The sequence below is a fragment of the Collinsella sp. TF05-9AC genome, assembly GCF_003438495.1.
Taxonomy (GTDB): domain Bacteria; phylum Actinomycetota; class Coriobacteriia; order Coriobacteriales; family Coriobacteriaceae; genus Collinsella.
The window spans coordinates 21,045-35,579 of the sequence record NZ_QSSH01000015.1; the positions used below are offsets into that span (position 1 = coordinate 21,045).

At 59.6% G+C, this 14,535-nt stretch carries 12 protein-coding genes; 8 read left to right on the forward strand and 4 right to left on the reverse strand.

All coding sequences use genetic code 11. The annotated features are described in order from the left end of the window. Window positions 1-76: 76 nt before the first annotated feature. Window positions 77-1,060, reverse strand: a complete 984-nt coding sequence (locus DXC52_RS05600) for a DNA/RNA non-specific endonuclease (protein ID WP_117746487.1) — start codon at window positions 1,058-1,060, stop codon at window positions 77-79. Window positions 1,061-1,179: 119 nt separating this feature from the next. Further along, window positions 1,180-2,190 carry a LacI family DNA-binding transcriptional regulator gene (locus DXC52_RS05605; RefSeq protein ID WP_233504871.1) on the reverse strand — a complete coding sequence of 337 codons (1,011 nt, stop codon included), beginning with the start codon at window positions 2,188-2,190 and terminating at the stop codon, window positions 1,180-1,182. Window positions 2,191-2,605: 415 nt separating this feature from the next. Here DXC52_RS05605 and DXC52_RS05610 point away from each other — a divergent pair, with 415 nt between their 5' ends. From DXC52_RS05610 to DXC52_RS05635, 6 genes are all read left to right on the forward strand, one after another. Then, on the forward strand, window positions 2,606-4,078 hold the full coding sequence (locus DXC52_RS05610; RefSeq protein WP_006235614.1) for a PTS fructose transporter subunit IIC: 1,473 nt from the start codon (window positions 2,606-2,608) through the stop codon (window positions 4,076-4,078). A gap of 144 nt (window positions 4,079-4,222) precedes the next feature. After that, complete coding sequence (locus DXC52_RS05615) at window positions 4,223-5,497, forward strand: class II D-tagatose-bisphosphate aldolase non-catalytic subunit (protein WP_006235615.1); 1,275 nt, start codon at window positions 4,223-4,225, stop codon at window positions 5,495-5,497. Window positions 5,498-5,622: 125 nt separating this feature from the next. Then, window positions 5,623-6,306 (forward strand): fructose-6-phosphate aldolase, encoded by a 684-nt coding sequence (fsa, locus tag DXC52_RS05620; protein ID WP_006235616.1) that lies wholly within the window; start codon window positions 5,623-5,625, stop codon window positions 6,304-6,306. Window positions 6,307-6,369: 63 nt separating this feature from the next. Further along, the gene (locus DXC52_RS05625) at window positions 6,370-7,200 is read left to right on the forward strand and encodes a transketolase (RefSeq protein WP_117746489.1); all 831 of its coding nucleotides are present in this window, start codon (window positions 6,370-6,372) and stop codon (window positions 7,198-7,200) included. Beyond that, entirely contained in the window at window positions 7,200-8,138 is a 939-nt protein-coding gene (locus tag DXC52_RS05630; protein ID WP_006235618.1) for a transketolase family protein, read from the forward strand. Before DXC52_RS05625 ends, DXC52_RS05630 begins: the two co-directional genes overlap by 1 nt. Window positions 8,139-8,149: 11 nt before the next feature. Continuing rightward, a complete protein-coding gene (locus DXC52_RS05635) occupies window positions 8,150-8,602 on the forward strand; it encodes a PTS sugar transporter subunit IIA (RefSeq protein WP_117746490.1) in 453 nt (150 codons plus the stop codon). Between the two features lie 804 nt (window positions 8,603-9,406). Here the strand turns inward: DXC52_RS05635 and DXC52_RS05645 are convergent. After that, window positions 9,407-10,285, reverse strand: a complete 879-nt coding sequence (locus tag DXC52_RS05645) for an ATP-dependent sacrificial sulfur transferase LarE (RefSeq protein WP_117746491.1) — start codon at window positions 10,283-10,285, stop codon at window positions 9,407-9,409. Window positions 10,286-10,458: 173 nt separating this feature from the next. Here DXC52_RS05645 and DXC52_RS05650 point away from each other — a divergent pair, with 173 nt between their 5' ends. Then, window positions 10,459-11,109: an HAD family phosphatase gene (locus tag DXC52_RS05650; RefSeq protein ID WP_117746492.1), complete on the forward strand. Its 651-nt coding sequence runs from the start codon at window positions 10,459-10,461 to the stop codon at window positions 11,107-11,109. A gap of 113 nt (window positions 11,110-11,222) precedes the next feature. On the opposite strand, the gene DXC52_RS05655 is transcribed toward DXC52_RS05650, so the two are convergent. Next, a complete protein-coding gene (locus DXC52_RS05655; RefSeq protein ID WP_233504872.1) occupies window positions 11,223-12,335 on the reverse strand; it encodes a LacI family DNA-binding transcriptional regulator in 1,113 nt (370 codons plus the stop codon). A 313-nt stretch (window positions 12,336-12,648) separates the two neighbouring features. On the opposite strand from DXC52_RS05655, the gene glmS reads away from it, so the two are divergent. After that, complete coding sequence (gene glmS, locus DXC52_RS05660) at window positions 12,649-14,496, forward strand: glutamine--fructose-6-phosphate transaminase (isomerizing) (protein ID WP_117746494.1); 1,848 nt, start codon at window positions 12,649-12,651, stop codon at window positions 14,494-14,496. Window positions 14,497-14,535 lie beyond the last annotated feature (39 nt).

A 14,535-nucleotide genomic window follows, 5' to 3' on the forward strand; every position in this document is an offset into this window, starting at 1 on the left:
CCGGGGCGGCCCTTTTTGATCCCTTGGGGACGGAGGAAAACGGATCATTTTAGGTTTTGTGGCAGCTTGGTCGGCCCTAGTCCCCCGAGGCTTGATTGCGGCCGGTGGCGTAGTCGATCTGCACATGCGGCTGCAGGTTGTAGCAGTACACGTGGAAGCACAGGGTCTTACCGTGGTCCTCGACCGATTGCGCCTCAAGACGCACGCCGCGACAGACGAGTTCCTCTTCGTTGTACATGGGCGTGACGCGGTAGAGCACATGGTTGTCCGTGTCGCGGATGTAGTCGAGGATCTGCTCTTCAAATGGCAGCATGCCCGTCTCGTTGAGATAGCGCGTGCCGGTGAGGAGATTCTTGCGATTGGCGTTCTCGCCGCAGAGCGACCAGGCGATGAGGTGACAGCGGTTGTAGAGACTCTGACTCGGAATAAAGTCGTAGCGCTGCTGGTGCCAACCGGCAGGATGGATACGCGAGATATCGCCGCGCTTGCCTTGACCGAGCGATTCGGGGCCCACGCAGGCGAGCGCCTTGCGGGTGCGGCCAAGGCTGTCGAGCTTGGAGAATTTCTTAAAGCAGCCCTCTTCGGTGGCGCGATCGTATTCATCGAGTGTGAATGATGGCGTGCCGAGCGGGTGCATGCTGTCGGCGCGAAGGGCAACGTAGGGGTTGCCGGCGTAGTCGGGAATGCTGCTGAGGTATACGCCGCGGGCGCGGTCAAGATCGGGGTTTTCGACCTCGTCGATGGGGGCGGCGGCGCTGTCCGCGGAAGCGTCGTCATCGGTGTCGGGTGCGGCGGAATCGGAGCCATCGCCAGAGTCCTGGCTGTTTTGAGGGTCCGGGGAGCTCGCCGTTCCCGATTCGAGCCGAGCGACCAGGTCTGCCTCGTCGTCGGTGCGGCTGGGACTCTCGTTTTGTTTTTCGGCCAGAGCCGCCGCCTGCTCATCGCTTTGCGGCGACAGTAACTTGGGCGCTCCGTCGAGCGATCCCGTAAACAGCGCAAACCCGAGCACCACGGCGGTGCCGATGGAAAGTACTTGCTTGTAGGCGGACTTGCGCGACATTGAGGCTCCTGGATGGACGGTTGGGAATCTACCAGTCTAGCAGGAGCCGGCAAGGGCCGTTCTGTCGAACAAATACTTAAGATTTGAGACAAACGCTACTGATTCATTTGTCCCGCGGTCTAGATCGAGGTGGAGTCGAGCCAGTTGAGCTTGCACTCGAGAATGCGCTGCTCGCCGGGTTCGCTGCTTCCGTCAAGTAGGGCGAGCAGCATCTCGGCTGCTTCGCGACCTTCTTGGTCGACGGGCTCGATGATGGTGGAGACGGTCGGTGTGGTGAGATTAGTCCAGTCTTCGCAGTTGAGTCCCAAAAGGCCGATTTGCTGCGGAAGCAGATGGGCCATTGGCTGGAGGGCCTTGTAGACACGGGGAAGTGCCCACTGATTTTGCACGAAGATAAGGGTTCGCTTGGCGGGATTGAACTTGAATTTAAAGTATTCAGTGAGCTCGTTGATTGACGGCTTGTTGTGATCGATGGGAATCGCTTTGTAGAGCTGCCCGTTCGCTGCCAGCGCCTCGGCATACCCCTGAAAACGCTCCATGCGGGTGCGCATTTCGGTCATGTTGGCGGCAATGGAAAAGAAATCTTCGTAGCCGGCGTCGAGGAGTGCCTGTGTGGCGTTGTACACGCCGTCGTAAAGGTTGGTTTTGATCCAGCTGGTACCTGGGCTATAGATGGCCGCATCGAAAAAGACGACCGGCTTGCCGGCGCGTCTAATGCGGTCATGCACGGCTTTGAAGTTTGCCGTGGGCTGGATGATAAAGCCATCGACGCCCAGCGAGAGCATCTTGTCGACGTACATGAGCTCGGTCTCGGGGTTAAAGTCGCTCGTGCAAACGACCGTCTGGTAGCCCGCGGGGAGCATGACCTGCTTCATGCCATTGAGAACGAGCCCCGCCCATTTGTTGGTGTTATCCAAAATGATGATGGCAATGACGTGGGTTTGCTTGCCGGTGAGCGTCTGCGCTTGGGCGTTGGGAACGTATCCGAGTTCCTTAATGACGCGCGCGATTTTGTTCTGCGTCTTCTCGCTAAGCTTTTCTCGTTTGTCGTTGAGGTAATACGAGACGCTTGCCGTCGAGGTTCCCGCCTCTCGAGCGACGTCTGCGATCGTAACGCGCTGTTTTGCCACAGCGACTCCTTCCGACAGATGAGCATTTTCCAACATGATGACTTTGAGTCTTGGTGAAGGATACGCTTCGGTGAGCGGCTTTTTCCTTTCATATGAGTATGCAACAAATGCGGCATACGGGTGGGGTCGAAATTTGTGACCGGCATGCGCATCTGCCGTCTACCGAGAAAATCAAATACTTCTTGACTTTTGAAATCGAGGGCAAAATCGCAGGATTCATTTTTGGTTAAACGCATAACTAAATCGCATAACCAACGCTCTGACCTGCGCGTTTACCGAAATAAGCTGGCATTAAGAAAAACGAGCACCTATATTGTTCTTGTCGAAAAGACAGCAAGTCCAAACGGCAGGGGATGCTCCGGAGGCCTCCGCAAACGGTGTCTTGCGCACGCAACTCTATGAAAAGAGGGAAGCAATGAAGATCGTAGGCGTTGCCGCCTGTACTGTGGGTATCGCCCACACGTATATGGCCCAGAAGGCGATTCAGGATGAATGCGCCGCCCGTGGCATCGAGTGCAAGGTCGAGGCTCAGGGTGGCCTGGGTATCGAGAATGAGCTCACGCAGGAAGACGTGGACTCCGCCGACCTGGTCCTGGAGTCCGTCGACGTGGGTGTCGAGAACGAGGACCGTTTTGAGCAGAAGATGGCCGAGGGCAAGTTCCTGAAGGTCGGCACCTCTGATGTAATCGCCGATCCGGTAAAGATCATCGACCAGGCCATTGAGATCATCAAGGCGACGGGTGGCGCCGTTGACGCGCCCAAGGCCGAGGCCAAGGCAGAGAAGAAGGCCGTCTCCGCTGCCCCGCAGGCCCCGACACCGGCGTCCAAGCAGTCTATCTTTGCCGATCCTGGCAAGACGCTGCTCAATGCATTCAATACCGGCGTTTCCTATTTTATCCCCATCGTCGTTATCGGCGGCGTGTTTCTTGCCTTCTCGCTGGCATCCGGTACCGCCGGCGCCAACGGCATGGAGGTTACGAACCCGCTGATGGTGAGCCTTAACACCATCGGCATGGCCGGCATCTCCATGATGATCCCGGTGCTTGCGGCATACATCTCCTACTCGATGGCCGGCAAGCCCGCGCTCGCCCCCGGTTTTGTCCTGGGCTACCTGGTCAATAACGCAGTCGTTACCCCTAACGGCAACAGCGTTTCGACCGGCTTCTTGGGCGCCATGATCATGGCGGTCATCTGCGGCTACTTTGTCCGCTGGATGAAGACCTGGAAGGTCAACAACACCATCCAGACCATCATGCCCATCCTGATCATCCCGATTCTGACCTCGCTTGTCCTGGGCATGGCCTATATCTACATCCTGGCCACGCCGCTTGGCTTTGTGATGGACTGGCTCACCGGCGTGCTCGGCAGCCTGCAGGGCGGTTCCGCAGTTGTCCTGGGTCTGGTCATTGGCGTTATGACCGCCTTCGATATGGGTGGCCCCATCAACAAGACCGCCTCGACCTTCACCATGGCCATCATGGCCTCCGGTATCTACGGTCCTAACGGTATGTTCCGCGTCGCCGTCGCCGTTCCCCCGATCGCCTGTGGCCTCGCTGCGCTCATCGCCAAGAACAAGTTCGATGACGCTGACCGCCAGATGGGCATCTCCGCGCTGTTCATGGGCTGCATCGGTATTACCGAGGGCGCTATCCCCTTCGCGGTCAAGGACCTCGGTCACACCCTGCCCGGCATTTGCATCGGCTCTGCCGTGGGTGCGGCACTTGCCGCCTTCCAGGGCATCGACTGCTACGTCCCGCACGGTGGCTTTATCGTCGCCCTTGCCACCAACAACGTCGCGCTGTTCTGCCTGGACATCGTGATTGGCGCCGTGGTCGCCGCTGCAATCCTGATTGCCATGAAGCCCACGCTCGATAAGCAGGCCAAGTAAACCTTTAAGGACTCCGGTTGTGCGGAGGGATGGATTTGACTCCGCACAACCGCCCCTACACAACAAAATCCATCCGTACTGATAGGGCCCACATCTGGGTCCCAGGGAACTTTTGTCAAAAATCCTCTGGAGAAGGAGAACAAAATGTCCAACCTCACCATCCGTCAGGCCGTTCAGGGCATGCTCAAGCTGCAGGATAGCGGCGATCACGCAACCATGGTCGGCATTGGCCCCATGAGCCCCAACCTGATTCAGGCCGTGTTCGAGCTTGCCAAGGACGAGGATTTCCCGCCCATGTTTATCGCCAGCCGCAACCAGGTCGATATGGACGAGATGGGCGCCGGCTACGTCAACGGTTGGGACCAGACGCGCTTTGCCGCCGACATCAAGAAGGTTGCCGACGAGGTGGGTTACACCGGTCCGTACTACCTGTGCCGCGATCACGGCGGTCCGTGGCAGCGCGACGAGGAGCGTAACGCCCACCTGCCCGAGGACGAGGCCATGGAGCTCGCCCGCAAGTCCTTCGTCGCCGACATGGAGGCGGGCTTTGACCTGCTGATGGTCGACCCCACCAAGGACCCCTATCAGATCGGCAAGGTTATTCCGCTCGACGTGGTGCTTCGCCGCACGATCGATCTTATCGACTACCTTGAGCAGTACCGTCGCGAGCATAACCTGCCCGAGGTCGCCTATGAGGTCGGTACCGAGGAGACCAATGGCGGCTTGACCTCTACCGATAAGTACGAGGAGTTCATTTCTCAGCTGCAGCCCGAGCTCGAGAAGCGCGGCTGCCCCATGCCCACCTTTATCGTCGGCCAGACCGGCACCCTTACCCGCTGGACGGAGCAGGTCGGTCACTACAACTTCAAGAACGCCCGCGAGCTTGCCGATATGGCCAAGCGCTATGGCGTGGGCCTGAAGGAGCACAACGCCGACTATCTGGACGACGCGACGCTGCTCGAGCACATCCCGGCACACGTGACCGCCTCCAACGTCGCTCCGCAGTATGGCACCGAGGAGACCCGCGCCTACCTCAAGCTCTGCGCCACCGAGCAGATCCTGGTCGACAACGGTCTGTGCGATGACCCCTCCGACCTGTATCACACGCTGCTGGTCAAGGCTATCAAGACCGAGCGCTGGCGCAAGTGGATGACTGGCGACGACGTCAACCTGCAGGTCGATGACATCCTTGCCGACGATGAGCTCAGCCTGAAGATCCTGGATGTCTCCGGCCACTATGCGTTCAACGATCCCGAGGTCAAGGAGCAGGTCGAGAAGCTCTATCGCAACCTCGCTGCCCAGGACATCGACGGCAAGCGCTTTGTGATCGAGCACATCAAGCGCCCGATCAAGCAGTACGTCGTCGGTCTTAACCTCAAGGGCGTCACGAGCCGCATCGAGAAGGCTCTCGAGGACTAAGTAGCTTTTCCTACACGACGCCGGGCCTGGGGCATGTCCCAGCCGCAGGCCCGGCACATAGGACAAAGGGACATCCCCTTTGTCCTATTTTTTGAGTTTTGGATTCCTTCGAAGGAGTTTGCACCATGAAGTTCTTTATCGATACCGCCAATCTGGACGAGATCGCCGAGGCCAAGAGCTGGGGCTGCCTGGCCGGTGTTACCACCAACCCGTCCCTGTACGCCAAGACCGGCGGCAAGCTTGCCGACTTTGAGCCGCATATGCTCAAGATTGCCGAGCTCTGCGAGGGCCTGCCCGTTTCCGCCGAGTCTACCGCTACCACTGCCGAGGGTATGATCGAGGAGGGCAAGCGCCTTGCCGCCCTCGCCCCCAACATCGTGGTCAAGCTTCCCGTGTGCGAGGCCGGCCTTGCCGCCTGCCGTGCACTGGCCGATGCTGGCGTGCGCGTCAACATGACGCTCGTCTTCTCGCCGACGCAGGCCCTTATGGCCGCCAATGCCGGTGCTCGCTACATCAGCCCGTTTGTCGGTCGTTTCGATGACATCGCCGAGGACGGTATCTCGCAGCTCGACAACGTCGTGACCTGCATTAAGAACTACGACTGGACGGGCAAGAACGTCGACGACACCGTCGAGATCATCACCGCCTCGGTTCGTACGCCCAACCACGTGACCCAGGCCGCGCTACTCGGTGCCGATATTGCGACCGTGCCCATGGCCGCTCTCAAGAAGTGCCTGCATCATCCGCTGACCGACCAGGGCCTCGCCTCTTTTGAGGCTGACTGGCAGAAGGTCGTCGCTCAGGCTTAACGAGTGGATTGCCCCGGCATCGCGTCATCCGGTGCCGGGGTTGTTCTCAAGAGAGGAATTCGTATGACCAACCAGGAGCTGGCGAAGGTCGCCAATGAGGTCAGGAAGGGTGTCGTGACTGCGGTTCACGCGGCCAAGTCGGGACACCCGGGTGGATCGCTCGGTGCTGCCGACATCATGACGTATCTGTACTTTGAGGAAATGAATATCGATCCTGCCGACCCTCACAAGGCCGATCGCGATCGCTTTGTGCTCTCCAAGGGTCACGCGGCGCCGGGCCTGTATTCGGTGTTGGCAAATCGCGGCTATTTTCCCGTCGAAGAGCTCGAGACGCTCCGTCATATTGGCAGCCGACTGCAGGGCCATCCCAACATGAACGACGCCCCTGGCATCGATATGTCCACCGGATCGCTCGGTCAGGGCATCTCTGCTGCAGTTGGAATGGCGCTTGCCGCTAAGCACTGGGGCGACGGCTACCGTGTCTACACGTTGCTGGGCGACGGTGAGTGCGAGGAAGGCCAGGTGTGGGAGGCGGCCATGTTCGCCGGCAACCATGCGCTCGACAATCTTGTTGCCGTCGTCGACCACAACGGCTTGCAGATTGACGGCACGATCGATGAAGTCAACTCGGCCATGCCGCTCGCTGACAAGTTCCGCGCCTTTAAGTGGCATGTGATCGAGCTCGCCGACGGTAACGACATGGCGCAGATTGCCGCCGCCTTTGCCGAGGCCCGCAAAGTGAGCGACTCGCCCGTGGCCATTATCGCCGAGACGGTGAAGGGCAAGGGCGTCTCCTTTATGGAAAACCAGGTGGGCTGGCACGGCAAGGCACCCAACGATGAACAGTTTGAGCAGGCCATGGCCGAGCTCGCAGCAGCAGGGGAGGAGCTCTAATGGCAGACGTCAAGAAAGTCGCCACGCGCGTTAGCTATGGCGAGGCACTTGTCGAGCTGGGCAATGAGCGCGATGACTTTGTGGTTCTCGATGCCGACCTGGCCGCCGCCACGCAGACCGGTAAGTTTAAGGCTGCGCACCCTGAGCGCTTCTACGACGCCGGCATTGCCGAGAGCAACCTGATGGGTCTTGCCGCCGGCATCGCGACCACGGGCCGCGTTGCTTTTGCGAGCACCTTTGCGATGTTTGCCGCCGGTCGCGCCTACGAGCAGGTCCGCAATTCCATCGGCTACCCGCACCTCAACGTCAAGATTGGCGCTACTCATGCCGGCATTTCGGTGGGCGAGGACGGCGCCACGCACCAGTGCTGCGAGGATATCGCACTCATGCGCACGATTCCGGGTATGACGGTGGTCGTTCCCGCCGACGACGTCGAGGCTCGTGCCTGTGTGCGCGCCGCCTATGAGTTTGAGGGCCCGGTTTACATGCGCTTCGGCCGCCTGGCAACACCGGTCATCAACGACTGCGAGGACTATGAGTTCAAGATTGGTCGCGGCGTGGTCGTGCGCGAGGGGTCCGATGTGACCATCATCGCTTGTGGCCTTATGGTCGCCGAGGCGCTTGAGGCTGCCGAGGCGCTCGCTGCCGATGGCATCGATGCCGAGGTCATCAACATGCATACGATCAAGCCGCTCGACGAACGCCTGGTTGTAGCCAGCGCCAAGAAGACCGGTCGCGTGGTCACTGCCGAGGAGCATTCGATTATCGGCGGTCTTGGCGAGGCCGTTGCCTCGGTGCTAGCGGAGCAGTATCCGGTGCCGATGCGTCGCGTCGGCGTGCGCGATGTGTATGGCGAGTCCGGCCCTGCGGTCGATTTGCTGCACAAGTACGGTTTGGACGCCGACGGCATCGAAGCTGCGGTCAGGTCTGTGTTGTAAGGAAGGTTTCCATGGGATTTGTATCTGCCAACCAAGTGACGATAGGGTATACCGCCGCCTCGCGCGAGGATGCCCTGCATTATTTGTCCGATCAGGCCGTCGAGCTCGGCTTTGCTGACGACGCATCTGCCGTAGAGACTGCCTTCATGGCTCGCGAGAACGAGGCCGAGACTGGCCTTGTCGCCGGTTTTGCCGTTCCACATGCCAAAAGCGATGCTATCCACACGCCGGGCGTTGCCGTGCTTAAGCTGGTCGAGCCCGTTGAATGGCCGAGCTTCGATGGTGTGCCCGTCGATGTTGCGCTCGCGCTGTACGTGCCTGCCGGCGAGGCAGGAACCACGCACCTGCGCTTGCTCTCCAAGGCTGCCGTGATGCTGATGGACGCCGGCTTCCGTGACAAGGTGCGCGCGAGCACCGATCCCGTTGAGATTGCGGAGCTCATCAATAGCGGACTCGAAGACTAGAACGGTCATCCCGTTCAATCAATTGATCCTTCTCCAAGGAAAAGGGCCGCGACGCCGTATGGGTGTCACGGCCCTATTTGCGTTTCCCCAGATAAAACCTGCCAAAATAAACCTGTCCCTTTTTGGCAGGTTAATCGGGGACTATTTCACCGCAACTTAGGGCACGGTTAGGAAGTGTGCACCTTAAAGAGTGGAGCCCTTGATTAGTGAGATTGCGCTCGTCTCTCTAAATGTCTCTCTAAAGAGAAAGCTAGTTAAAGAGATAACATTGGGCAATCTAACAGTGAATTCGATACATCTCTCTAAATGTCTCTCTAAAACAAGGCGCTTATCTCTCTAAAGTTAGAGAGATATACGAAACGTTAGAGAGATAAATCTATTGTTTTAGAGAGACGGAATGCCAAAATTCGTCCGTCCGCTACCATCTGCCAAAAATGGAGGATAAAGGACTCATCGAAGTAATGGGTTCGTCGACGAGCCGCAACCGCCGCTATCGGAAGAAGTAGATGCAGGCGAGTCGCCCCTCTTGTGTCTCTCGAAGTGAGATGGGTGCTAGGGGGGGGCGATTGTCTCGCGATATTTCCCCAGATAAAACCTGCCAAAATAAACCTGTCCCTTTTTGGTAGGTCAGTTAACGCAGTCCAGGTTGAGCATATGCGAGCGAGCAGGCTCCGGGTGCGGTAAGGTGACGTGAAACAAGCGGGCGCTGACCTTTTGGTCGCGCCCGTGAAGTTGAACGTCAGATTGCCGTGCCCGGAGCCCACGCAGCGCCGAGCAGTTACGCCGTTTGTAAAACGGCGTAACCTAAAGGTTCATGGCACCGTGAATGTAGGGGGTGACCTCGGGGGAGATATGGTCGCAGCCCAGTTCGCGCAGCGCGGACTCGATAACGGCGGGCAGCGGGGTTTTGCCCTCGGCATCGACGGCGTTGCCACCGAGGGCAGCAATCTTGGCGACATCTGCGGGTGCGGCCTCGATATGCATGCAGCCGCCGATCAAGCGCGCGCGTACCTGTGCCAGATCAAGATCGTGTAGGTAATCCTCGCAGGCGCGGATTAAATCGACCTTCTCGCGCGTAAGCTCCTCGCCCGTGGGGACGCGGGTGGCAAGACATGCTCCCGCCGGCAGGTTCCAAACGGGATAGCCCCATGCGCGCAGCAGCTCGCGCTCTTCGTCCTTGGTAAAGCCGACCTCCATAAGGGGTGAGCGTACGCCGAGCTCTTCTGCCGCACGCATGCCGGGGCGGTAGTCACCGCGATCGCTTGCATTGCTGCCATCGATGACGGTGGGAAAGCCGAGCGACTTGGCGTGGTTGACGATGGCGGTAAAGCCGGCGTGCTTGCAGTGGTAGCAGCGATTAGCATCGTTGCAGGCTACTTGGGGGAGCTGCAGCTGATCCACCGAAAGATTGAGCACGGGGAGCTTAAAATGCGGCCCCTCATTGGCCTGTCCATCAACGGACTGCTCAAACGAAGTCTGTTCGGGCGTGCCGATGAGCGGCGTGGTGAGATGGATGAGGAGGGTATTGGTAGGCATGATGCGGGCGCACACGGCGGCCAAAAAGCTGCTGTCAACGCCGCCGGAAAACCCGATGGCCACGCGCCCGTATGCCAAAAGCAGCTGTTCGAGCGCCGATAGCTTGTCTTGAAGCTCCTCTGCGGGTGCCGTGGTGTCTAAAATCATGAAACGTTCCTTATCGTTGAGTACTCGATCGAAAACTATAATCCTAATGCGTTACTTGCCATAAGACTTCTATCTGTGTAACGAAAGTGCAATATGGTATATACGTTATATACAAGTTGCCAAATGCGGTAGAGTTGCGGCAATGCGACAGCGAGAGTCGATGGGGGACCGATATGATCAAGGCTGTTATTTTTGACATGGATGGAACGCTGGTCGATACCGAGCGTTTGGGGATTAAGGCCTGGAAGGCAGGCGCCGCTGAGCTGGGGCTCGCGATTGATGAAGCGCTGATCCATCAGTTTATCGGCCGCACGCTGCCCGATGTTATGGACATCCTTGATGAGCATTACGGCAGCCATGAAACCACCGAGGCGATCTATCGTCGCCACAAGGAGATTCGCGACGAGATGGTCAAGACCGAACTGGAACTTAAGGCCGGTGCCGCCGAGTGCCTAGACGAGCTGCTGGCTGCGGGCTATCACGTGGGTCTAGCGACGTCGTCGCGCCTCGTTACGGCCGAGCGCAACCTTAAGATGGTCGGTCTTTTTGACAAGTTTGAAACGGTAACGTGTGGCGAGGACGTCGTGCACGGCAAGCCCGACCCCGAGATGTATCTGCTCGCCTGCGAGCGCGCGGGCTTTGCTCCCGAGGAATGTGCCGTGGTCGAGGATTCGCGCAACGGCTGCGTCTCGGGCATTACGGCCGGATGCCACGTCTTTGCCGTTCCTGATATCGTGCCGCTGCCGCAGGACGTGGTGGATGGCTGCGAGGCCGTGCTCGATACGTTGTTCGACCTTTCGGCGGCAGTTAAAGCCGCGCGCTAGACAATTACGGCGTTGAAACGAGCAATTGCCCACGTTTGCGCCTAAGCAAAAGGGGCCCGGCAATGGTCGGGCCCCTTTTGCTTAGGCGGCGACATAGCATACTTGCGGGCGTGCTACAGATACGCACCGAGGTTGATGGCCGTGGCGTCGGTCTGGGTGCTTGCCTGGGTGCTGGCGCGCTCCAGTAGGAACGGACGTACCAGTTCTTGGCGGTTGATATCCTCGGCGGCGGTGACTGCGGTGACGGTGCGCGCGGCAGAGCCGATGTGGACGTGCTTGGTCTTTGCCGGGGCCTTGTTCTCGATTTGCTCCATGAGCAATTGAACGCCCTTGCGGCCAATCTCGTAGCCCGGGGGCGCTACCGTAGTGAGCGGGACCGATCCACTCCAAGCGAGCGGGTTGCCATCGCAGCCTGCTACGCGTACTTGCCCGGGGACAGAGATGCCCTTGTCGACCAGCGCCGAGATAACGCCCGAGGCCAACACGTCGGTCAGGCCGACGACAAAATCGGGGCGTTCGTTCGCGGGGCGCTCGGCGATTTGGGCACCGATGCCGTAGCCGTCGGCAGCGGTATTCCATTCGCCAGCGTCGATGACTTCGATCTTGATATCGGGGTGCAGGGCGAGGGCCTTGTGAATGCCAAGCACGCGTAGGGTGAGCTGCATAAATGCTGCTCGGCCGACGACGACAATATGGTGTGCGCCGCGGGCGATGGCGAGCTCGGCAATGATGCGACCTTGGGCCTCGTTGTCGGCCGCTACGTAGTAGCCGGGCTCGGAACAGTGGATGTCCAGATGGACGATCGGCACGGGCATTTTAGTCATGGCCGGATGCCAGTCGGGGGACGCCATGGGCTGAACCATGACGCCGGACATCTGCGTGCCCATAAAGTAGCGCAGGTAATGGTCCTCGAGAATATCGTCGTTATCGGCGTTGGCGATGAGCAAGTCGTAGCCGTGCTTGCGGGCCTCGTTGTGGGCGCCGCTGGCGATTTGGAGCGAAAAGCCGTGATCGAGACGGGGGAGCACCAGGCCAAAGGACTTGGTGGCGCCGCCCGCGAGCTGACGGGCGCTTTGGTTGGGCAGGTAGCCAAGGCGATTGATGGTCTCGTTGATGAGCTTGAGGGTCTCGGGGCGCAGCTTTTCGGGGTGGTTGAGCGCGTTGGAAACCGTGCCCAGCGAAACTCCGGCCTCGCGCGCGACGTCGCTGATTTTTACCTTTGCCATAGCGGCCCCTTTGATGCGTTTCAAGTACAAGCCAGATTGTAGCATCCCAAACCAACCAAAAAGGGATAGGTTTATTTTGGCAGGTTTTATCTGGGGAAACGCTGTTGCCAACGCGACCACCACGAAGGGGGACAGGCGCTTTTGTGGTGGTCTGGACCGGCTGGACGTGTGTGCATCGGGTGGTATCTAAGTTGAGATACCACTTCTGGTATATCAGCTTGCGTTTGCGTGAGTACAATACTCGAACGTTATGCGTCTCAGCGCCCCCTGTGCGTGGACGTTTTGCAGTCAAGCGGACGAAGGGATTTATCCTATGTGCGGAATTGTCGGCTACACCGGCTCTGATATTGCAAAGAACATCCTGGTCACAGGCCTCAAGCGTATGGAGTATCGCGGCTATGACTCCTCGGGTGTCGCGCTCGAGGTGGGCGAGGGCGCCACGGCGCACCTCGACGTCATCCGCCGCGTGGGCAAGGTCGCGGGCTTGGAGAGCGAGCTTTCCAACATCGACAGCGACGCTACCTGCGGTATCGGCCACACCCGTTGGGCCACCCACGGCAAGCCCTCCGTCGTTAACGCTCACCCCCACACCAGCTGCGACGGTCGTATCGCCATCGTCCACAACGGCATCATCGAGAACTTCGCCGAGCTGCGCGAAGAGCTGGAGGGCCGCGGCCACCACTTTAAGAGCGAGACCGATACCGAGGTCTTCGCGCATCTGATCGAAGAGGCTTATGCCGAGACGCACGACCTGATGGTCTCCGTGCGCGAGGCGTGCACCCACGTGGTCGGTGCCTATGGTCTGGCCGCCGTGTGCGCTGACGAGCCCGGCGTGATCGCCGTGGCCCGCAAGGATTCCCCGATCGTAGTCGGCGTGGGCGAAACCGGCTCCTATGTTGCTTCCGATGTCATCGCGCTCATCGACGCCACCCGCGATGTCGTGGTGCTCGAGGACGGTCAGTTTGCTAAGCTCACGCCCGCAGGCGTCGAGTACACCGACGAGGCCGGCAACGTTATCGAGCCCAAGGTCACCCACATCGACTGGGACCTGGACATGGCAGAAAAGGGCGGTTATCCCGACTTTATGCTCAAGGAGATTCACGAGCAGCCGCGCGTCGTGCGCGACACGCTGGTTGGTCGTATGACGCCGGCCGGCGAGCTCGACATCGACGAGCTGGGCCTTTCGCTTGAGGAGCTCAACGACATCGACCGCGTCTACGTGATCGCTTGCGGCACCAGCTATCACGCTGGCCTCATTGCCAAGAATCTCATTGAGGGCTGGGCTCGCATCCCCACCGAGGTAGAGGCGGCCAGCGAGTTCCGCTATCGCAATCCTATCATTACGCCGACGACGCTTGTCGTGGCCGTGTCCCAGTCGGGCGAGACGGCCGACACCCTTGCCGCCATTCGCGACGCGCGCATCAAGGGTGCCAAGGTCTTCGGCATTACCAACGTGGTGGGCAGCCCCGTGGCGCGTGAGAGCGACGGCGTCATCTACACCAAGGCCAACAAGGAGATCGCGGTCGCCTCGACCAAGAGCTTCATCGGCCAGGTCGTGAGCCTTACGCTACTGGCTTTGCTGTTGGCGCAGGTTAAGTACCGTCTGACCACCAAGCAGGCGCGCATGCTGTTCCGCGAGCTTTCCGATACGGCCGAGCAGATCCAGTGGATTTTGGATACCCAGACCGAGGCCGTGCATGAGGCCGCCCTGCTGTGCAAGGACGCGCAGTCGGCGCTGTTCGTGGGTCGTGGCATGGGTGCCGCTATTTCCTACGAGGGCGCACTCAAGCTCAAAGAGGTCAGCTACCTGCACGCCGAGGCCTACGCCGCCGGCGAGATGAAGCACGGCCCCATTGCCCTGATCGACCTGGGCTTCCCTGTCATCGCTGTGGCCACCAAGAGTGCCACCTACGACAAGACCGTGTCGAACCTCATGGAGTGCAAGGCGCGCGGCGCCAAGGTCATCGTCGTTGCCACCGAGGGCGACGAGGAGATCAACAAGATTGCCGACTGCATCATCCGCGTGCCGGCAGTCCGCGACGTGTTCAGCCCCATCACGGCGAGCGTTCCGTTGCAGCTGCTCGCCCGCGAGGTCGCCATTCTGCGCGGCTGCGACGTCGACCAGCCCCGAAACCTCGCCAAGAGCGTGACCGTGGAATAACTAATATTCCGCCGTCCTAACGACCAAAGCCCGGCTCCG

What these genes read in the sequence shown, in the direction of transcription:
- DXC52_RS05600 (WP_117746487.1), bottom strand. Translation starts at nt 1,060, where the DNA reads ATGTCGCGCAAGTCCGCCTACAAGCAAGTACTTTCCATCGGCACCGCC.
- DXC52_RS05610 (WP_006235614.1), top strand. Translation starts at nt 2,606, where the DNA reads ATGAAGATCGTAGGCGTTGCCGCCTGTACTGTGGGTATCGCCCACACG.
- DXC52_RS05615 (WP_006235615.1), top strand. Translation starts at nt 4,223, where the DNA reads ATGTCCAACCTCACCATCCGTCAGGCCGTTCAGGGCATGCTCAAGCTG.
- fsa (WP_006235616.1), top strand. Translation starts at nt 5,623, where the DNA reads ATGAAGTTCTTTATCGATACCGCCAATCTGGACGAGATCGCCGAGGCC.
- DXC52_RS05625 (WP_117746489.1), top strand. Translation starts at nt 6,370, where the DNA reads ATGACCAACCAGGAGCTGGCGAAGGTCGCCAATGAGGTCAGGAAGGGT.
- DXC52_RS05630 (WP_006235618.1), top strand. Translation starts at nt 7,200, where the DNA reads ATGGCAGACGTCAAGAAAGTCGCCACGCGCGTTAGCTATGGCGAGGCA.
- DXC52_RS05635 (WP_117746490.1), top strand. Translation starts at nt 8,150, where the DNA reads ATGGGATTTGTATCTGCCAACCAAGTGACGATAGGGTATACCGCCGCC.
- DXC52_RS05645 (WP_117746491.1), bottom strand. Translation starts at nt 10,285, where the DNA reads ATGATTTTAGACACCACGGCACCCGCAGAGGAGCTTCAAGACAAGCTA.
- DXC52_RS05650 (WP_117746492.1), top strand. Translation starts at nt 10,459, where the DNA reads ATGATCAAGGCTGTTATTTTTGACATGGATGGAACGCTGGTCGATACC.
- DXC52_RS05655 (WP_233504872.1), bottom strand. Translation starts at nt 12,335, where the DNA reads ATGGCAAAGGTAAAAATCAGCGACGTCGCGCGCGAGGCCGGAGTTTCG.
- glmS (WP_117746494.1), top strand. Translation starts at nt 12,649, where the DNA reads ATGTGCGGAATTGTCGGCTACACCGGCTCTGATATTGCAAAGAACATC.